This is a genomic window from Gryllotalpicola koreensis, assembly GCF_039538185.1.
GTDB lineage: Bacteria > Actinomycetota > Actinomycetes > Actinomycetales > Microbacteriaceae > Gryllotalpicola > Gryllotalpicola koreensis.
Map to the genome: position 1 here is coordinate 371,145 of NZ_BAABBW010000003.1, position 17,777 is coordinate 388,921.

Genomic DNA, 17,777 nt, shown 5'->3' on the forward strand with positions numbered 1-17,777 from the left:
ATCGCATGCCCACGCCCCACATCGCCGCCCAGGAGGGCGACTTCGCCGCCGACGTGATCATGCCGGGCGACCCGCGTCGCGCGAAGCTGATCGCCGAGACGTACTTCGATGCCCCGCGCCTCGTCACCGAGGTGCGCGGCATCCTCGGCTACACCGGCACCATCGGCGGCCGGCCGATCTCGGTGATGGCCTCGGGAATGGGCTCGCCCTCCGTCACGATCTACGCCACAGAGCTCGCACGTGCCTACGGTGTGCGGCGAATCGTGCGCGTCGGCACCATGGGCGGCGCGCAGGACTTCCTCGAGCTCGGCGACGTCATCGCCGCCTCCTCCGCGCACACGGACTCGGCGATGGCCGCGCGCCGGGTGCCGGGGGTGAGCTTCAGCGCCGCGCCGACCTTCTCGCTGCTGCGCGCAGCGGTCGAGCACGCCGAGACGGCCGGCATCCGCCTGCACGTCGGGCCGATCTTCACCACGGATGCGTTCTATCAGCCCGAGAACGACACGGTGGCGAAGCTCATCGCCATGGGCACGCTCGCCGTCGAGATGGAGGCCGCGGCGCTGTACACGGTAGGCGCGGTCGAGGGATTCCAGACTCTCATGGTCGGCACGGTGAGCGACCACGTGTTCAAGTCAGAGGAGATGACCTCGGAGGAGCGGGAGAAGACCTTCGGCCGGGCGGTCGAGGTCGCGATCGCGGCGCTGCAGTCATGACCGAGACGCCGACACCCCCGCCCGCCGACCTGGTCGTGCGCGGCGCCGTCGTGCTCGCCTACAGCGAAGCCGACGGCGTGCACTTCCTGCCCGACCACGACGTGGTGGTGCGCGGCGGCGTCATCGAGGCGGTGCAGCCGACCGGCGAGCCGGTGCCGGCGCTCGAGACGATCGACGCGCACGGCATGGTCGCGATGCCGGGCCTCATCAACTGCCACGCCCACTCGCCCATGGTGCTGTTCCGCGGCGTCGCCGAGGACGTCAGCGAGGAGCGCTGGTTCAACGAGTACATCTGGCCGATGGAGGTGAACCTCACCGACGACGACATCGAGCTCGGCGCGCGCCTCGCCGCGGCCGAGATGATCTCCACCGGAACGACCACCTTCGCCGACCACTACTTCGGCATGGAGCAGATCGCGCGCTCCACCGACGAGAGCGGGCTGCGCGCCCTGCTCGGCCTCACCTACTTCTCCTCGGACGGTCCGGCCGGGCTGGAGCGCGGCCTTGCCTTCGCGGAGAGCTGGGGCGGCAAAGCGGGCGGCCGCATCACGACGGCGCTCGCGCCGCATGCCCCTTACACCGTCGGGCACGAGGACCTGGTGGCGACGGCGCTCGCCGCCCTCGATCACGACCTGCCCGTCCACATCCACGCCTCCGAGAGCCGCATCCAGACCAAGCACAGCATCGACCGCGAGGGCGTCACGCCCATCGAGGTGCTGCACCGGGCCGGCCTGTTCGAGGCCCGCCTGCTCATCGCACACGGCATCGGCATTGTTCCCGAGGACGTCGCGACGCTCGCCGCGGGGCGCGTGGGCGTGGGGTCCGCCGCGAAGGGATACCTCAAGCACGGCACCGACACCACACCGGTGCGGCTGCTGCGCGCCGCGGGCGTACCGGTCGGACTCGCGACCGACGGTGCGGCATCCAACAACACGGTCGACATGTGGGAGACCATGACGGCCTTCGCGCTGGTGCAGAAGGCCGTGGAGCGCGACCAGGCGTTCCTCTCCGCGCGCGATGTGCTCGAGCACGCCACCGTGCAGAGCGCCCGGGCGATCGGACGGGGCGACGATCTGGGCCGGCTGGAAGCCGGCTATCGCGCCGACCTGCTGCTCGTCGACCTGTCCGGGCCGCGCACGCAGCCCGTGCACGACCTCGCGGCGACGCTCGTCTACAGCGCCCACTCGGACGACATCGACACCACGATCGTCGACGGCCGGGTGCTGATGCGCGGCCGCAAGCTGCTCACCGTGGATGTGCCGGGCCTCGTCGCAGAGATCGCGCCGCGGCTGCCACGGCTCACCGATCGCAGCCACGGCCGCAGCATCCAGGACTACAACGCGTGACGCGCGGCAGGGCGCCGCAGTGCGCCGCTCAGCGATGAGGCAGCAGATCCGCGAGGACGGCGAGGGATGCCTCGACCGTCTCCGCGAGGATGCGCTCGCCCTTCGCCGCGGTCGCTCTCGACGGGTCGCCGAACACCCCCGACTCCGAGAACGGGTGCAGCTGCATGGGCCGCGTGCCGAAGTCGCTCGGGAACACCGGGTAGCTCGGCGCGAACCGGTCCGGGTGCACGGCGTCGGGATCGATCGCCAGCATGATCGAGGTCTCCGCCTCCTCCGCGTGGTTGAGGCCCGGAGCGGCGCCGCGGCTCTCGCGCACCGCCTCGATCGCCGCATCCATGCCCGGGTAGTCGAGGGCGATCGCGCGCAGCCGGCCCTCCACGGCGAGCGTGCGCATCGCGGCGGCGAGCGGGTTGCGGTTGCCCCAGTCGCCGTTGACCACGACGAACAGCTCGGCGCCGGAGTCGGCGAGGGCCCGACCCAGATCGACGGCGATCGCCGTCACCGTGGCGGGCGACAGCGAGAGCGTGCCCGGGTAGCCCGCGTTGTTCCAGGTGTCGCCGTAGTGGATGGGCGGCAGCAGCACCGCGTCCAGCCGCTCGGCGAGCCGGCGGGCGACCTCCGTCGCCGTCGCGGTGTCGGTGCCGAGCGGCAGCTGGGGGCCGTGCTGCTCCAGCGCCCCGAATGGCAGGATCGCGATAGGGGTGCCGCGCAGGTGGGCGGCGACATCGGTCCAGGCGGAGCGATAGGCATCGAGCACGATTTCAGGCTAATGCGCGCAGAGGAGACGTTGAACGCATGACCACCATCACGATCGAGGGCGTGCAGCTCTGGGACGGCACCGCCGCGCGCGGGCTGAGCACGCTGACCGTCACGGCCGGGGCGACGGAAGGGGTGGTCGAGTCGATCGCCCAGGCGGGCGTCGACAGCGGCCTCAGCGTCATCCCCGGACTCATCGACACCCATGTACACCTGATCGGCAACGCGAGCGCGACGCCGTCGGGCTTCCTGACCTGGCCGCTCGTGACGAGGCCGGAGGAGCGGGTGCTGCACGGGCTCGCCCACGCCCGGCGCGCGCTCGCCGGTGGAGTGACCACGCTGCGGGACCTGTCGGCCGACGACATCCAGTTCTCGCTGCGCCGCGGGCTCGACGCGGGGGTCGTCGAGGGGCCCCGGGTGCTCGCGCACGGCATGGTGAGCATGACGGGCGGCCACGGCGACCTGTTCACCCCGCCCGCGGTCGAGACGCGCGGGCCCGTGGCCGACGGCCCGGACGCGTGCCGCGCCCTGGTGCGGCACTGGGCGCGCGCCGGCGCCGACGGCATCAAGATCGCGACGAGCGGCGGCGTGCTCTCGGTCGGCGACAAAGCCGCCTGGCGCAACCACACCGGCGAGGAGATCGCGGCGATCGTCGACGAGGCGCACGCGCTCGGGATGCGCGTCGCCGCGCACGCCCATACGCCCGAGGGCGTCGATATCGCCCTCGATCACGGCGTCGACTCGATCGAGCACGCCACGGTGCTGCCCGAGGCGCAGGCCAGGCGCATCGCCGCCGCGGGCATCACCGTGGCGCCGACGCTGCTCATCAACGACCGCATCGCGCAGGGCGTTGGCGCGAACGAGGAGCAGGCGGGCAAGGCTCAGGAGCTCGTCGCATCCCGGGACGCACTGCTGCGCGCCGCCGTCGGCCTCGGCGTCGAGTTCGTGCTCGGCACCGACGCGAACGGCTTCCACGTCGAGTTCGGCGAGCAGATGACCGAGGTGCGCGAGATGGCGCGGATCCTCGGCTACGGCCCTGAGCGTGCGCTGCAGGCCGCCACCGTCCGCGCCGCGCGCACCATCGGCCGCGACGACCTCGGCCGCCTGGAGCCCGGCCTGCCGGCCGACCTCGTCGTGCTGCGTGGGCGGCCATGGGAATCGATCGACGACCTCCGGGTGGAGAACATCGTCGCGGTCGTCTCTCGCGGGCGCCTCGTGCACGGCCGGCTGCCCGGCTGAGCGGTGCCCTCTCCGGTCAGCGCGAGCTGACGCCGTCGACGCGGCGGGCGATGCCCCAGGGGTTCGCCTCTTGGAGAGGTGCGGGCAGCGCGGCATCCGGAACGTCCTGGTAGGCGACCGGGCGCAGGAAGCGCGCGATCGCCGCCGTGCCGACCGAGGTCGTGGCGGGCGCCGTGGTCGCCGGGAACGGACCGCCGTGCTGCTGTGCGTAGCTCACGGTGACGCCGGTCGGCCAGCCGTTCCACAGCACGCGGCCCGCGTGCGCGGCAAGGGTGCGCAGCAGGGCCGCGACATCGTCGCCGTCCTCGGCGTGCACCCCTGCCGTGAGCTGGCCGCCGATGTGCTCGGCGACGGCCACCAGCTGCTCGGGCGTCTCGTATTCGATGACGACGCTCGCGGGGCCGAACATCTCGTGCTCGAGCAGCTCGGGGTTCGCGATGACGGCATCGGCGGATGCCCGCAGCACGGTCGCCTCTGGCGCGTCGTCGGACCCCGGCAGCGTCGCGATCAGCTCGAAGCCCGGGGCGCCCACGAGCTCGTCGCGGGAGCGCTCGAACGCGTCGCGCAGGCCGGGGGAGAGCATCGCGTGCGGCGGCACGGGTGCGGCATCCGTCAATCCCTTCACGAGCGCGTCGCGCTCGCCGGCCGGGATGACGAGGAAGCCGGGCTTCGTGCAGAACTGGCCCATGCCGAGCGTGAACGAGCCGACGTAGCCCGCGAGGATCGCGTCGCGGCGGGCGGCCCATGCGGCGGGCGTGACGAAGACGGGATTCGTGCTGCCGAGCTCTCCGTAGAAGGGGATCGGCTCCGGCCGCTGCGCGGCGAGCTTGGCAAGCGCGAGGCCCCCCGCGGTCGAGCCGGTGAATCCGATCGCCTTGACCCGGGGGTGCTGCACGAGCTCGGTGCCGGCGTCGCGGCCCTCGACCAGCGAGAACAGGCCGTCGGGGGCGCCGGCGGCGGCGAGCGCCTCGGTGGCGATGCGCGCGGTCGCGCGGGCGAGGCGCTCGTGCGCGGGGTGCGCCTTGTGCACGACGGCACAGCCCGCGGCGAGGCCCGCCGCGCTGTCCCCGCCGAGCACGCTGAACGCGAAGGGGAAGTTGGAGGCGCCGAAGACGCCGACGACGCCGAGCGGCTCGCCGACGCGGCGCAGATCGGGGCGCGGACCCATGCCCCAGCCTGGGTCGGCGTGGTCGATCGTGGCGCCGAACGGCGCGCCGCTCGCGGCCTCGGCGCCGAGCAGGCGCAGCTGGAACGCGGTGCGGGTCAGCTCGCCGGTGAGCCGGCCGACCGGCAGGTGCGTCTCGTCGTGCGCCAGGGCGATGAGATCGTCGGCGCTCGCCTCGATCGCGTCGGCGACGGCGTCGAGCCAGGCCTGGCGCGTGGTGGGCGGCACATCGCGGGCGGCTTCGAAGGCGGTCTGGGCAGCAGAAACGGCGGCGTCAACGGTGAGCGCCTGGGTGTCGGTCACCGTTCCACCCTACGGCGAAGGCGGTCGATAGTCTGGGGCGATGCCGACCCCCGAATTCGTCCTGCGCCTGCGTGAGAAGGTCGGCAACGATGAGCTCTGGCTCTCGGGCATCACCGCGGTCGTCGTGCGCGGTTCGGGCGATGACCGAGAGGTGCTGCTGGTCAAGCGCGCCGACAACGGCGCCTGGACCGCGGTGACCGGCATCATCGACCCCGGCGAGCCACCCGCTGTCGCCGCCGAGCGCGAGGTTCTCGAGGAGGCGGACATCGTGGCGGTCGCCGAGCGGCTCGCCCGTGTGCACGTCGAGGACCGCGTGGTCGTCTACGAGAACGGCGACCGCTCGCGCTACCTCGATCTGACGTTCCTGTGCCGCTACGTCTCCGGCGAGCCGTTCCCCGCCGACGGCGAGAACACCGAGGCGGGCTGGTTCCGGCCGGGCGCCCTGCCCGAGATGCGCGAGGAGCACCTGGAGCGGATCCGGGTCGCGCTCGCCGACGAGGTGGCGGCGCGCTTCCAGCGCTCGTCCTGACGAACACGCGCATCACGGCGCCGTCCCGGGCAGCGATCCGACGCGAGTGCGGCCAATCGGCGCGAATACGTCCGATGCGCAGGGTGCAATCGCGCCGATCGGGAACTCTTGGCGTCGCCGGGCGCCATTCACACCAGCAGCTGGTGCTTCGCCAGCTCGCGGTACAGGGGCACGGATGCCACCAGCTCCGAGTGCGTCCCGACGCCGACGACCTCGCCGTGGTCGAGGACCACGATCTGGTCGGAATCCACTACCGTCGAGAGGCGGTGCGCGATCACGATCATCGTGCGGTCCTCGGCGACGGCGTCGATCGCCTCGCGCATGAGCTGCTCGTTGCGGCCGTCGAGCGACGAGGTCGACTCGTCGAGCAGCAGGATCGGGGGAGCGGCCAGCAGCGCCCGCGCGATCGCGAGCCGCTGGCGCTCGCCGCCGGAGAGCATCACGCCCTCCTCGCCGACGGGCGCGTCGAGCCCGAGCGGCGAGCGGGCGAGCACCTCGCCGAGGTTGACGGCCTCGAGCACGCGGCGGCAGTCGTCGTCCGACGCCGACGGCGCGGCGAGCCGAAGGTTGTCGCGCAGCGAGCCGGCGAGCGCCGGGGCATCCTGCTCGACGTAGCCGAGCTGCGCCCGCAGCTCGTCGCGCGGCAGCGCGGCGATGTCCACGCCGCCGATGCGGATCACGCCGTCCGTCGGGTCGTAGAACCGCTCGATGAGCGCGAGCGAGGTGGACTTGCCGGCGCCCGACGGACCGACGAGCGCGGTGCGCTTCCCCCGCGGAACGGAGAACGACACCCCGCGCAGCACCGGCGTCGACTCGCTCTCGCCCGGGAGCGCTGGGTAGCCGAACGACACCCCGTCGAAGGCGATGGCCGGGGCATCCGCCCTCTCGTCGCCCACCGAGGCGGCGTGCGAATCGCGGGCGTCCTCGCCGGGCAGCGCGATGATCTCCTCGATGCGGCCGAGCGCGCCGAGCGCCGAGTTCACCGAGGTGATCGCGCCGAAGGCGTTGCCGAGCGGCATGACCATCATGAACAGGAAGATGATGAAGGTCACGAGGGATGCCACCGAGATGGCTCCCGACGCGACCCGGTAGCCGCCGATGCCGAGCACGACCAGGAACGACACCTGCAGGGCGATGCCGGCGACGGGCACGACCATCGCGGAGATCCGCGCGACCTGGATGCCCATGCGCCATGCGCCCTCCGCATCGCGGTCGACGGCGGCGATCTCGCGACCGGTGGCTCCGGCGGCGCGGATGGTGCGCACCGAGGTGATCGCCCGCTCGACCGCCGCGGTCAGGTCGCCGACCTTCTTCTGAGCCTGAGCGGATGCCTCGCGGATGCGCCCGGAAAGCAGCACGACGACGATCACCGACACCGCGATGACGAGCACCGTGAGTCCGAGCAGCACTGGGTCGATGATGAGCATGCCGACGAGCGCGCCGATGAAGGTGAGCGCGCCGCCGATGGCATCGATGAGCCCCTGCGTGAGCACGGCGCGCAGCGCGGTGGTGTCGGCGCCGACGCGGCTGACCAGATCGCCGGTGCGGCGCTGGTCGAACTCCGAGATCGGCAGATTCAGCAGCCGGGCGACGAGCCGGCGGCGCGACGAGAGCACGACGCCCTCGCCGGTGCGCTGCAGCAGGTAGTGCTGGTAGCCCGACAGCAGGCCGGCCACGACCACCAGCCCGACGAGCGCGAAGACCAGCCAACCGAGCGGGCTCGCGTGCTGGACCCGGGTGATCACTTGGTTGACGAGCAGCGGCTGCGCGAGCGACGCGGCCGCCCCGAGCACCGAGAGCACGATGACCCACACGAGCACGCGGCGGTGCTCGAGCAGGTAGGGCAGCAGCTGGCGGAACGAGGCGCGCGGCCCGTCGCCGGGGGAGCGGCGGCCGAAGCCTCGACGTGCGGGTCTGGCGGGGGTCTCGGCTGCGTCACTCATGGCGAGCTGATTCTAGGTTTCCGGCTTGGGTGCCCCCTGCGCAAAACTCAGGGGCGATGCTCTCCGCGGGCCCTGCCGAGCGCGGAATTCCGCGCCGACGACGAGCCCGTCAGCAAACGCCCCTGAGTTTTGCACGGGGGGAGAGAGACGGGAGACGAGGAGCCGACCGAGCTACTGGAGCTGGTCGTGGAACTCGACGTCCTTCGTCTCGCGCCCGATGATCAGGGCGATCAGCGTCAGCACGCCCATCGCCGACAGGTAGACGCCCACGAGCCAGGTGCGGCCGGATGCCGCGCCCCAGAGCGCCACCGCGATGATCGGCGCGAGCGCCGCGCCGAGGATCGACGAGATGTTGTATGCGACGCCCGAGCCCGTGTAGCGCACATTCGTCGGGAACAGCTCGGGCAGCAGCGCGCCCATCGGCCCGAAGGTGATGCCCATCAGGGTGAAGCCGATCGTGAGGAAGGCTTGCACGAGCGCTCCCTCGAAGGTGGCGTCCGCGCGCGGTGCGAGGAACAGCTCGAAGGTGAAGCCGAACAGGATGATGGCGACCGTGACGCCGATGAGCAGTTTCTTGCGGCCGATCGTGTCGGCGATCGGGCCCGAGATCAGTGTGAAGACGCCGAAGAAGATCACGCCGAGGATCTGCATGAGCACGAAGTGGGTATACGGGATGCCGAGGCCGGGCACGTACGACGCGGCGTCGAACGGCGTGCCCGCGGTCTTCGCCGCGGCCGCTGCGGCGTGCGCGGGCAGCCGGGTGCCGTAGCTCAGCGTGAACGTCGTCATGAGGTAGAAGACGACGTAGGTCGCGAGCATGTAGAAGGTGCCGAGCACGACGCCCTTCCAGTTCCTGCGCAGCAGCGACCCGAGCGGCAGCTTCACGATCGCCTCGGCCTTGACCGCCTTCTGGAAGGTGCGCGACTCGACGAGGCGCAGGCGCACCCACAGGCCGATGATCACCATGAGGGCGGAGAAGAAGAACGGCACCCGCCAGCCCCAGGCGAGGAACGAGCCGGGCCAGATCGTGTTGATCACGAGGAACACGAGGTTCGCGATGATGAATCCGATGGGCGCACCGAGCTGCGGGAAGGTGCCCCACCAGCCGCGGCGGCCCGCCGGGGCGTTCTCGGTCGCGATGAGCGCGGCGCCTGACCATTCGCCGCCGAGGGCGAAGCCCTGCGCGAGGCGCAGGATGATCAGCATGAGGGTCGCCCACCAGCCGATGGCGGCATAGGTGGGCAGGAATCCGATCAGGAACGTCGCGATGCCCATCGTGAGCAGCGACGCGACCAGGGTGCCCTTGCGGCCGATGCGGTCACCGAAGTGGCCGAAGAACATCGCGCCGATGGGGCGGGCGACCATGGCGGCGCCGAAGGTCGCGAAGCTTGCGAGCAGCGCGGTCGTCGGGTCGCCGGTCGGGAAGAACAGGGTGGGGAAGGCGAGAACGGCGGCGGTCGCGTACGCGTAGAAGTCGTAGAACTCGACCGAGGTGCCGATGAGGCTTGCCAAGATGACGCGCCCGCGCGGATTCGCCGCGGCGGTGTTCGAAGCCTCGAGGGTTGCAGAAACAGACATGGGTCCCGTGCGATTCGTGAGATGAGAAAACGGATGCCGGTGGCTGCTCATGCCGGTCGGGGTACAGACCGCGAGCTCTGGCATCTGGATTTCGTCGAGTCGCTTGTGGCGGGTGCGAAAGACAACATTCTACGCCCGGGCTGCGCCGCCTCCGGCACGCGGCTCTGGGGTACGGCCCGTATGCGTCACTAGGCTGGGCGGCATGGGAAACGTCTTTGGCGCTCTACATGTGATCTTCGCGGTCTTCATCATCGGCCCGATGGCGTTGCTGCCCCACACGGGGCTGCGGGCACTGCGTGTGCGCGACGCGAAGCAGGTCGTCAACATCTCCCGCTCGACGGCGATCTTCAGCTGGCTGTCCCTGCTGGTCTTCGTGCTCGGCTTCGCCGCGATGGGCGCGGCCCAGGGAAGCGGACACAAGATCTCGTTCACCGAGCTCTGGGTCTGGCTCTCGGTCGTGCTGTATGCGGCGGCGTTCGTGCTGAGCACTTTCGTCGTGGTGCCGAACCTGCGTCGTGGTGCGGAGGAGATCGAGGGCGCCGCGCCTGCGGCCGAGGGCGAGACGGTGCGCCGCCCCGCTGCCTATTCGGCGGTCGCGGCGACCGCCGGCGTCACGACCATCCTGTTGGTCGTCGTCGTGATCCTGATGGCCTTTCGGCCCTAACCGCGCGCGGTGCGCGGGCTTCGTCGCCGAGTACGGAGACGATGTCGTTATGGCGCGCTCATAGGCGCAGTTTCTTCGTACTCGATGTGCCGCCCGCCGCCCCTAGCCGCGCAGCGCGCGCAGGGTGAGCGCCGTCGCGAGGGCGGCGTGCGCCGCCTCCGCGCCCTTGTCCTCCTTCGAGCCGGGCAGGCCGGCGCGGTCGAGGCCCTGCTGCTCGTCGTCGAGGGTGAGCACGCCGAAGCCGACGGGCTTGCCGGTGTCGAGCGCGACGCGCGTGAGGCCGTCGGTGGCCGCCGACGAGACGTACTCGAAGTGCGGGGTGCCTCCGCGGATGATCACGCCGAGCGCGACGACCGCGTCGGCGCCGGCCTCGAGCGCCGCCTTCGCCACGACCGGCAGCTCGAAGGAGCCCGGCACGCGCACGAGCCGGTGCGTCGCGCCCGACTCGCCGAGCACGCGCTCGGCCCCGGCGATGAGGCCGGCGGTGATCTCGTCGTGCCAGGTGCCCGCCACGATGACGACGTCGAGACCCCTCGCGTCGATCGGGGCGAACTCGGTGGGGGCGCCGGATCCGGCCATGAGTGCTTTCCTTTCCGATGGCTGAGGAGCACGCGCAGCGCGCGTCCCGAGGCCGCTTGGCGATGGTCTCGAGACGCGGCCGCAGGCCGATCCTCGACCAGCCTGGTGGGTTCTATTGGTGCTGGTCGACGCCGAGGCGCTCGATGAGGTGCCCCATGCGATCGCGCTTGGTCTCGAGGTAGCCGGCGTTGAGTGCCCCGACTCCGACGACGAGCGGCACGCGCTCGTCGACCGCGATGCCGTGCGCCTCGAGCTGGCTCACCTTGTCGGGGTTGTTGGTCAGCAGGCGAACGGATGCCACGCCGAGGTCCTTCAGAATGTCGCCTGCTGCGGTGTAGTCGCGGGCGTCCACAGGCAACCCCAGGGCGAGGTTCGCGTCGAGGGTGTCGAGTCCCTCGGCCTGCAGCTGATAAGCGCGCAGTTTGTTGATGAGCCCGATGCCGCGCCCCTCGTGCCCGCGCAGATAGATCACGACGCCGCCGTCGCGCTGGATGGTGTCCAGCGCGGCATCCAGCTGCGGTCCGCACTCGCACTTGAGCGAGCCGAACGCCTCACCGGTCAGGCACTCGGAATGCACCCGCACGAGCGCTCCGTGCTCGGCAGGCTGGCCGGCGATGATCGCGACGTGGTCGGCGCCCGTCATCCGGTCGCGGTAGGCGCGCACCCGGAAGGGGCCGTGCGTCGTCGGGATCGTGGTCTCGACCTCGAAGGTGACGCTGCTCGCCTCGGGAATCGCAGTGACCGACTCGAGCGGGGTGTCGCCGTGGAACTCGTCGAGGTAGTCGATGAGGGCCGCGATCGTCACGACGGGCAGGTCCTTCGCCTCGCCGAGCGCGATCAGCTCGGGCAGGCGCGCCATCTCGCCGTCCTCAGAGACGACCTCGCCGATCGCGGCGACGGGCGTGAGCCCCGCCAGCTTCAGGAGATCGACGGATGCCTCGGTGTGGCCGCCCCGCGCACGCACGCCGCCGTCGACGGCGCGCAGCGGCAGAATGTGGCCGGGCCGGTTGAGCGCCGCCGGCGTCGAGCCGAGGTCGGCCAGCACGCGCAGGGTGTGCGCGCGCTCGCCGGCGCTGATGCCGGTCGACGCGCGGTCGGCCGCATCGACGCTCACCGTGTAGTTCGTGCCGAGCGGGTCGCGGTTGTCGACGACCATGATCGGCAGCTCGAGCCGGTCGGCGATCTCGTTGGTCATGGGCGCGCAGATGAATCCGCTCGTGGCGCGGATCATCCACGCGAGCCATTCCCGGGTCGCGAACTCGGCGGCGATGATGATGTCGCCCTCGTTCTCGCGGCTCTCGTCGTCGGCGACGATGATCGGCTTCCCGGCGCGCAGCGCTGCGATCGCCTCGGGGATCGTCCCGATGCTCATGCGTGCACCTCCTGCCCGGCAAGAGCGCGGAATTCAAGCATCCGTTCGACCTGCCTGGCCACGATGTCGGTCTCGAGGTTGACGAGGTCTCCCGCCGCGCGTGCACCCAGCGTCGTCGCGGCGAGCGTCTCGGGGATCAGCGACACCTCGAACCAGTACCCGTCGAGCGCATTCCCGCCAACGGCCGAAACCGTCAGCGAGGTGCCGTCGATCGCGATCGAGCCCTTGCGGGCGACGAGCGGCGCGAGCTCGGGAGTGAGCGAGAGGCGTACGACGCGCCAGGCGCTGCCGTCCTGCGTCGAGAGCACGACGGCGGTTCCGTCGACATGTCCCTGCACGATGTGCCCGCCGAGCCGGTCGCCGAGCTGGGCGGCGCGCTCGAGGTTGACGTGCGTGCCGATGGCGGCTTTGCCGAGCGTCGAGACCTCGAGCGTCTCGCGCATCACGTCGGCGGTGAACTCGTCCCGCTCGAGCCCGACGACGGTGAGACACACGCCGCTGACCGAGATCGAGTCGCCGTGTGCGGCGCCCTGCACCGCGAGCGGGCCGCGCACGGTGATGCGGGCGGCGTCGCCGTGCTGCTGCACGCGGGTGATCTCGCCGATCTCTTCGATGATTCCGGTGAACATGGGTATGTCTCCTTACGTGCCGGGCTCGTCGGCGTGGCCGACGGGTCGGGCGGTGATCAGCAGGTCGTCGCCGAGGCGCTCGACGCTGCGGAGTTCCAGGCGGCGCTGCTCGTCGATCGAGCCGACGCCGAGGTCGAGGGTGGCGGTGCGGGGTCCGCCGATGAGGGTCGGGGCGAGGAAGATCGCGTACTCGTCGACGAGGCCGGCGGCGACGAGCGCGCTGGCGAGCGTCGGGCCGCCTTCGACATAGAGCGAACGGATGCCGCGCTGCTGCAGCTCGTGCAGCGCCTCACCCAGCTCGCGGGTGCGAAGGGCGATAAGGGACTGGGGATGCCGGCGCAGCGCGGCCTCGTCAGGAATCTCCCGCAGACCGACCACGACGGGCACCGGCTGGTGCTCGCGCAGCGCGCCGTCGGCGCAGCGCGCGGTCAGGCTCGGGTCGTCGGCGAGCACCGTGCCGGTGCCGACGAGGATCGCGTCGGCCGCCGCGCGCTGCTCGTGCACGCGCTCGCGTGCCACGGGCCCCGTGATCCATCGGCTCGAGCCATCGGCCGCCGCCGTGCGGCCGTCGAGGCTCGCGGCCCACTTCAGCGTCGTGAACGGGCGCAGGTGGCGCTCGGCGAAGAGCCAGTCAGCGAGGAATCCCTCGATCTCCTCATGCAGCACGCCCCCGATCAGCTCGACGCCGGCGGCGCGCAGGCGGTCGGCGCCCCCGCGCGAGCGCGCGCCGGGGTCGTCCGTGCCGAACACGACGCGTGCCACGCCGGCTGAGATGAGAGCCTCGCTGCACGGACCGGTGCGTCCGGTGTGGTTGCACGGCTCGAGGGTGACGACGGCGGTGGCGCCGCGAGAGGCGCCGTTCGGAAGCTGTGCGAGGGCGTCGACCTCGGCGTGCGCCGTGCCCGCGCCGCGGTGCCAGCCCTCGGCGATGATCTCGCCTGCGGGGGAGAGGATGACGCAGCCCACGCGCGGGTTGACGCCCTGCGCCGGGCCGCGGGCGGCGAGCTCGAGCGCGCGACGCATCGCCGGCTCGAACGTCGTCGCGTCCATCTCTCGTCCCTCCGCCTTGTTCAGGCTCCGGGGGTGACGCGAATGCGACAATCACGCGCCGACGGCGCGCCGTGCTGCCTCCCATCCGGACTTTAACCGTCGGTGCCGGAGTTCCACCGGCTCAACCGCGCCTTGCGACGCAGCTCGCGGACTATCACCGCCGGTTCGGACTCTCACCGACCCCGGAGCACGTATTGCCCAACAAGCATAACCTCGCGGCGTATTCCCCGCGCAGGCATCCGTCACACCCTGACCGGATGCCCGCGCAGTTCACCGCGCGCGCTTCGCGAAGCTTCCGGGCGGCAGCTTCTCCAGCCGGTGGGCGGGCTCGCTTCTGATGGCGAGGTGGCCGAGCGGCAGCGCGGTGTGGGGAACGGGGGTGATCGCCGGGGCCGGCTGGGCATTCGGCGCCGTCGTCGGCGTCGGGTGCTCGTCGGAGAGCCCGGCCTGAGCTCCACCGGCGCAGCCGGCGAGCGCGACCAGGGCGGCGGTGGCGAGGACCGCGGCCATCGAACGGAGAGGTGCCTTCATGCCGCCACGGTCGGCCGGGCGTGCGATGGCGGCAATACGCCCTTATGCGTAGCGCAGCGCAGCCGACGCGGACGGCACGGCCGGCATGGGAATGGGCGGCCAGCGCCCGCTAGTTATCATCGACCGTGGATCTCCTGCGCTGGCTGTTCGACGCCCAATTGCACCTCGGCGATCAGGTCGTGCTGTGGCGCGAGGTGATCGGCAACCTGTTCGGCCTGCTGAGCGCGCTCGGCGGCATGCGCCGCAAGGTGTGGGCCTGGCCGGTCGGAATCGTCGGCAACGCGCTGCTGTTCACGGTGTTCCTGGGCGCGGTCTTCGACACCCCGAACCCGGTGAACCTGCTCGGCCAGGCGGGGCGCCAGGTGATGTTCATCATCGTCTCGGTCTACGGCTGGGTGCGCTGGACACGTCGCGACACGCAGACCGGCCACCGCGCCGGCGGGGGAGCGATCGCCCCGCGCTGGGCGTCGTGGCCCGTGCGCATCGCACTCATCGCCGGCATGATCGGCGGCACGGCCGTGCTCACGCCGCTGTTCCGCGCGCTCGGATCGTACGAGCCGGTCTGGTCGGATGCCTGGATCTTCGTCGGCTCCCTGCTCGCCACCTACGGCATGGCCAAGGGCTGGGTCGAGTTCTGGCTCATCTGGGTCGCCGTCGATGTGGTCGGCGTGCCGCTGCTGTTCAGTGCGCACTACTACGCCTCGGCGGCGATGTACGTCTTCTACGGGGTGTTCACCCTCACCGGCTTCTTCGTGTGGTGGCGCGAGCGCTCACGCATCACCCGCGAGGCGGCGCTGCTCGCGTCTGCCTAGCCTGCGGCGAGCAGCTGCGGCAGCTCGGCGAGGGACACGATGCGACGGATGCCTGCGGCGGCGGCATCCGTCTCGTCCGTGCCCCAGCCGCGCTCGTCGCGATCGATCCACACGCCGGTGAGCCCCGCGGCTGCGGCCCCGAGCGCGTCGACGCGCACCCGGTCGCCGACATACACCGCCTCCGCCGCGCGGGCGCCGAAGCGCTCGACGGCGTGAGCGAAGATCCGCGGGTCGGGTTTCGCGATGCCGAGCTCGCCCGACGCGATGACGTGATCGACGCGGGCGCCCAGCCCGATCTTCTCGACCTTCCGCTGCTGCAGCGCGAGCTCGCCGTTCGTGATGATGCCGAAGCGCACGCCCGGAACCACGAGTTCGAGCGCGTCGAGCGCGCCGTGGACGTCGTCATAGGCGGCCCACGCGTCGCGGTAGGCGGCGTAGTAGCCGCCGAACCACGCGGTCGCGTCGTCGTCGGCCAGCGGCGCTGCGCCGAATCGCGCGACGAAGTCGCGGGCCCGGGCGCGCCGCTGGCCGTCGTAGTCGAGCTCCCCGGCGAGGTAGCGGTCGAAATGCAGGTCCTCCGCCTGCTGCCAGGCGGCCACGAGCTCGTCGGCGGGCACGGCGTCGTAGGGCGTGCCGAGGGCGGTGACATGGGCCAGGATGCCGCGCCGGAACGCTCCCGGGTGGTCGAACAGCGTCGCGTCGAGGTCGAACAGCACGACCCGCGGCGCGCTCACGCGGCGGGCTCCCCAGTCACCTCTGCGGGCCACGCAAGGTAGGCGGGAGTGCCGTCCACGTCGCCCGCCAAGCGCCGGCCGTGCCAGTGATCGGGGTGCCCGCCGTCCCGCGTTGCCACCTGAGACGGGCCGATGCCCGTGAAGCGGAACCCGGCCGCTCGCGCGGTGCGCGCGGAGGCGATGTTCCCGACGGCGCACTCCCAGTGCACGGTCACCGCCACGGCGTTCTCGAACGCCCACGCGACCGCCGCCCGGACGGCCTCGGCCATGTAGCCGTGGCCGCGGTGCGGTGCGCCGAGCCAGTACCCCACGTCGAGCGAGCCGGGGTCGTCGGCGCGCCGACGGTGGAGACCGACGACGCCGAGCAGCGGGCCGTCGTCGTGCTCGCGCAGCGCCCAGATGTGCTCGCGCCCGAGCCTCCACCCGGAGGGCACGATCTCCCCGAGGAAGTGCTCAGCATCGGAGCGGTGGTACGGCCACGGCGTCGAGAGGTACGTCTCGAAGAGCGGGTCCTGGCAGTACTCGAACACGCGCTCCGCATCGTCGAGGGTCGGAATTGAGAGCACGAGTCTCTCACTGCGCAGCGTGACCGGTTCCACGCCACCACGCTATCCGGCCTCGGTGCCGTGTCGCCGCCCGTACCGCCGTCTGCCGCCCTCGAGAAGTGCTGAAATGTCGTCTCAATTGAGGCGACACGACATCGCCGCACTTCTCGGGCACGCGGCCGGACCCTGCCGCGCAACTACCCCCTGGGCAGAATGCCGACCGCGTCGTAGACGCGCTTCAGCGTCGCCTCGGCGACCTCGCTCGCCCGCGCCGCGTTCAACGCCAGCAGTCGGTCGAGCTCGGCCGGGTCGGCGAGCAGCTCGAGCGCGCGCGCCCGCACCGGCTCGAGCTCGGCGATCACGGCGTCGGCCACGGTGCGCTTGAAATCGCCGTAGCCCTTCCCCGCGAATTCCGTCTCGGCGGCCGCGACCGACACCCCGGTGATCGCCGTGTAGATCTCGAGCAGGTTCGTGACGCCCGGCTTCGTGCCCCAGTCGTAGCGCACCTCTGCACCGGTGTCGGTGACGGCGCGCATGATCTTCTTGCGGGTGACGGAGGGCTCGTCGAGCACCCAGATCAGCCCGGCGTCCGTCGCGGCGGACTTCGACATCTTCGACGTCGGCTCCTGCAGGTCGTAGATGCGCGCGCCCTCTTCCGGGTAGCTGCCCGCCGGAACCGTGAACACCTCGCCGAAGCGCGCGTTGAAGCGCTCGGCGAGGTTTCGCGTCAGCTCGATGTGCTGCTTCTGGTCGTCGCCGACGGGCACGACCTCGGCGTCGAACAGCAGGATGTCGGCTGCCATCAGCACGGGGTAGTCGAACAGCCCGACCGTGGTGCCCTCGGCCCCGAAGCGCTGCGACTTGTCCTTGAACTGAGTCATGCGGCTCGCCTCGCCGAACCCCGTGATGGTGTTCAGCACCCAGGCGAGCTGCGCGTGCGCGGGCACGTGCGACTGCACGTACAGCGTCGACTTCCCTGGCTCGACGCCGGCGGCGAGGTACTGTGCGGCGAGCCCGCGCGAGGCCGCGGCCAGCGTCTTCGGGTCGAACGCGGCGTTCGTCAGCGCGTGCAGGTCGACGATCGAGAAGAACGCGTCGTACTCGTCCTGCATGCGGCGCCACTGCAGCAGCGCCCCGACGTAGTTGCCGAGGTGCAGAGAATCGCTCGAGGGCTGGATTCCCGAATAGAGGCGGGGCTTGGTCATGCGTGTTCCTTGAGATTTCGAGGGCTTCGAGACGGATGCCTCGAGGCGGTTCCGATCATTGAGGAGGATGCCGCCGGCATCCGT

At 71.4% G+C, this 17,777-nt stretch carries 18 protein-coding genes and 1 riboswitch; of the genes, 6 read left to right on the plus strand and 12 right to left on the minus strand.

The window, feature by feature from the left end; translation table 11 throughout:
* The first annotated feature begins 5 nt into the window (after positions 1-5).
* Together deoD and ABD708_RS10280 are read left to right on the plus strand one after the other, a co-directional pair.
* The gene (deoD, locus tag ABD708_RS10275) at positions 6-713 is read left to right on the plus strand and encodes a purine-nucleoside phosphorylase (RefSeq protein ID WP_344754031.1); all 708 of its coding nucleotides are present in this window, start codon (positions 6-8) and stop codon (positions 711-713) included.
* Positions 710-2,059: an amidohydrolase gene (locus tag ABD708_RS10280; protein ID WP_344754033.1), complete on the plus strand. Its 1,350-nt coding sequence runs from the start codon at positions 710-712 to the stop codon at positions 2,057-2,059. The genes deoD and ABD708_RS10280 overlap by 4 nt, the downstream gene beginning before the upstream one ends.
* A gap of 28 nt (positions 2,060-2,087) precedes the next feature.
* On the opposite strand, the gene ABD708_RS10285 is transcribed toward ABD708_RS10280, so the two are convergent.
* A complete protein-coding gene (locus ABD708_RS10285; RefSeq protein WP_344754035.1) occupies positions 2,088-2,816 on the minus strand; it encodes a creatininase family protein in 729 nt (242 codons plus the stop codon).
* A 38-nt stretch (positions 2,817-2,854) separates the two neighbouring features.
* Between ABD708_RS10285 and ABD708_RS10290 the strand changes: the two genes are divergently transcribed.
* The gene (locus ABD708_RS10290; RefSeq protein WP_344754037.1) at positions 2,855-4,054 is read left to right on the plus strand and encodes a metal-dependent hydrolase family protein; all 1,200 of its coding nucleotides are present in this window, start codon (positions 2,855-2,857) and stop codon (positions 4,052-4,054) included.
* 16 nt (positions 4,055-4,070) lie between these two features.
* On the opposite strand, the gene ABD708_RS10295 is transcribed toward ABD708_RS10290, so the two are convergent.
* Entirely contained in the window at positions 4,071-5,522 is a 1,452-nt protein-coding gene (locus ABD708_RS10295; RefSeq protein ID WP_344754039.1) for an aldehyde dehydrogenase (NADP(+)), read from the minus strand.
* A 40-nt stretch (positions 5,523-5,562) separates the two neighbouring features.
* Between ABD708_RS10295 and ABD708_RS10300 the strand changes: the two genes are divergently transcribed.
* Positions 5,563-6,051, plus strand: a complete 489-nt coding sequence (locus ABD708_RS10300; protein WP_344754041.1) for an NUDIX hydrolase — start codon at positions 5,563-5,565, stop codon at positions 6,049-6,051.
* A 128-nt stretch (positions 6,052-6,179) separates the two neighbouring features.
* Here ABD708_RS10300 and ABD708_RS10305 read toward each other — a convergent pair whose 3' ends face one another.
* The gene (locus ABD708_RS10305) at positions 6,180-7,994 is read right to left on the minus strand and encodes an ABC transporter ATP-binding protein (protein ID WP_344754043.1); all 1,815 of its coding nucleotides are present in this window, start codon (positions 7,992-7,994) and stop codon (positions 6,180-6,182) included.
* Positions 7,995-8,165: 171 nt separating this feature from the next.
* Positions 8,166-9,572 (minus strand): MFS transporter, encoded by a 1,407-nt coding sequence (locus tag ABD708_RS10310; protein WP_344754045.1) that lies wholly within the window; start codon positions 9,570-9,572, stop codon positions 8,166-8,168.
* Positions 9,573-9,774: 202 nt separating this feature from the next.
* On the opposite strand from ABD708_RS10310, the gene ABD708_RS10315 reads away from it, so the two are divergent.
* On the plus strand, positions 9,775-10,236 hold the full coding sequence (locus ABD708_RS10315; RefSeq protein ID WP_344754047.1) for a DUF2269 family protein: 462 nt from the start codon (positions 9,775-9,777) through the stop codon (positions 10,234-10,236).
* 102 nt (positions 10,237-10,338) lie between these two features.
* Here the strand turns inward: ABD708_RS10315 and ribH are convergent, their stop codons facing one another.
* The 5 genes from ribH to ABD708_RS10340 all read right to left on the minus strand — a co-directional run bounded on the left by ribH (position 10,339) and on the right by ABD708_RS10340 (position 14,397).
* Positions 10,339-10,815, minus strand: a complete 477-nt coding sequence (gene ribH / locus ABD708_RS10320; protein WP_344754049.1) for a 6,7-dimethyl-8-ribityllumazine synthase — start codon at positions 10,813-10,815, stop codon at positions 10,339-10,341.
* Between the two features lie 112 nt (positions 10,816-10,927).
* Positions 10,928-12,187: a GTP cyclohydrolase II gene (gene ribA / locus ABD708_RS10325; protein ID WP_344754051.1), complete on the minus strand. Its 1,260-nt coding sequence runs from the start codon at positions 12,185-12,187 to the stop codon at positions 10,928-10,930.
* Positions 12,184-12,816, minus strand: a complete 633-nt coding sequence (locus ABD708_RS10330) for a riboflavin synthase (RefSeq protein WP_344754053.1) — start codon at positions 12,814-12,816, stop codon at positions 12,184-12,186. Before ABD708_RS10330 ends, ribA begins: the two co-directional genes overlap by 4 nt.
* Before the next feature lie 12 nt (positions 12,817-12,828).
* A complete protein-coding gene (gene ribD, locus ABD708_RS10335; protein WP_344754055.1) occupies positions 12,829-13,866 on the minus strand; it encodes a bifunctional diaminohydroxyphosphoribosylaminopyrimidine deaminase/5-amino-6-(5-phosphoribosylamino)uracil reductase RibD in 1,038 nt (345 codons plus the stop codon).
* Positions 13,867-13,933: 67 nt separating this feature from the next.
* A riboswitch (FMN riboswitch) is annotated at positions 13,934-14,061 on the minus strand.
* Between the two features lie 75 nt (positions 14,062-14,136).
* Complete coding sequence (locus tag ABD708_RS10340) at positions 14,137-14,397, minus strand: hypothetical protein (RefSeq protein ID WP_344754057.1); 261 nt, start codon at positions 14,395-14,397, stop codon at positions 14,137-14,139.
* A 125-nt stretch (positions 14,398-14,522) separates the two neighbouring features.
* On the opposite strand from ABD708_RS10340, the gene pnuC reads away from it, so the two are divergent.
* Positions 14,523-15,209, plus strand: a complete 687-nt coding sequence (pnuC, locus tag ABD708_RS10345; protein ID WP_344754059.1) for a nicotinamide riboside transporter PnuC — start codon at positions 14,523-14,525, stop codon at positions 15,207-15,209.
* On the opposite strand, the gene ABD708_RS10350 is transcribed toward pnuC, so the two are convergent.
* The 3 genes from ABD708_RS10350 to trpS all read right to left on the minus strand — a co-directional run bounded on the left by ABD708_RS10350 (position 15,206) and on the right by trpS (position 17,693).
* On the minus strand, positions 15,206-15,943 hold the full coding sequence (locus ABD708_RS10350; RefSeq protein ID WP_344754061.1) for an HAD family hydrolase: 738 nt from the start codon (positions 15,941-15,943) through the stop codon (positions 15,206-15,208). The genes pnuC and ABD708_RS10350 overlap by 4 nt on opposite strands.
* On the minus strand, positions 15,940-16,542 hold the full coding sequence (locus ABD708_RS10355; RefSeq protein WP_344754063.1) for a GNAT family N-acetyltransferase: 603 nt from the start codon (positions 16,540-16,542) through the stop codon (positions 15,940-15,942). The genes ABD708_RS10350 and ABD708_RS10355 overlap by 4 nt, the downstream gene beginning before the upstream one ends.
* 143 nt (positions 16,543-16,685) lie before the next feature.
* A complete protein-coding gene (gene trpS, locus ABD708_RS10360; RefSeq protein WP_344754065.1) occupies positions 16,686-17,693 on the minus strand; it encodes a tryptophan--tRNA ligase in 1,008 nt (335 codons plus the stop codon).
* Between the last annotated feature and the right edge of the window lie 84 nt (positions 17,694-17,777).

Excerpts from the sequence above, each read along its gene's own strand:
- trpS (WP_344754065.1), bottom strand. The coding sequence starts at position 17,693 with ATGACCAAGCCCCGCCTCTATTCGGGAATCCAGCCCTCGAGCGATTCT.
- ABD708_RS10340 (WP_344754057.1), bottom strand. The coding sequence starts at position 14,397 with ATGAAGGCACCTCTCCGTTCGATGGCCGCGGTCCTCGCCACCGCCGCC.
- ABD708_RS10310 (WP_344754045.1), bottom strand. The coding sequence starts at position 9,572 with ATGTCTGTTTCTGCAACCCTCGAGGCTTCGAACACCGCCGCGGCGAAT.
- ABD708_RS10290 (WP_344754037.1), top strand. The coding sequence starts at position 2,855 with ATGACCACCATCACGATCGAGGGCGTGCAGCTCTGGGACGGCACCGCC.
- ABD708_RS10300 (WP_344754041.1), top strand. The coding sequence starts at position 5,563 with ATGCCGACCCCCGAATTCGTCCTGCGCCTGCGTGAGAAGGTCGGCAAC.
- ribD (WP_344754055.1), bottom strand. The coding sequence starts at position 13,866 with ATGGACGCGACGACGTTCGAGCCGGCGATGCGTCGCGCGCTCGAGCTC.
- ribH (WP_344754049.1), bottom strand. The coding sequence starts at position 10,815 with ATGGCCGGATCCGGCGCCCCCACCGAGTTCGCCCCGATCGACGCGAGG.
- ABD708_RS10330 (WP_344754053.1), bottom strand. The coding sequence starts at position 12,816 with ATGTTCACCGGAATCATCGAAGAGATCGGCGAGATCACCCGCGTGCAG.
- ribA (WP_344754051.1), bottom strand. The coding sequence starts at position 12,187 with ATGAGCATCGGGACGATCCCCGAGGCGATCGCAGCGCTGCGCGCCGGG.
- ABD708_RS10305 (WP_344754043.1), bottom strand. The coding sequence starts at position 7,994 with ATGAGTGACGCAGCCGAGACCCCCGCCAGACCCGCACGTCGAGGCTTC.
- deoD (WP_344754031.1), top strand. The coding sequence starts at position 6 with ATGCCCACGCCCCACATCGCCGCCCAGGAGGGCGACTTCGCCGCCGAC.
- ABD708_RS10280 (WP_344754033.1), top strand. The coding sequence starts at position 710 with ATGACCGAGACGCCGACACCCCCGCCCGCCGACCTGGTCGTGCGCGGC.
- ABD708_RS10315 (WP_344754047.1), top strand. The coding sequence starts at position 9,775 with ATGGGAAACGTCTTTGGCGCTCTACATGTGATCTTCGCGGTCTTCATC.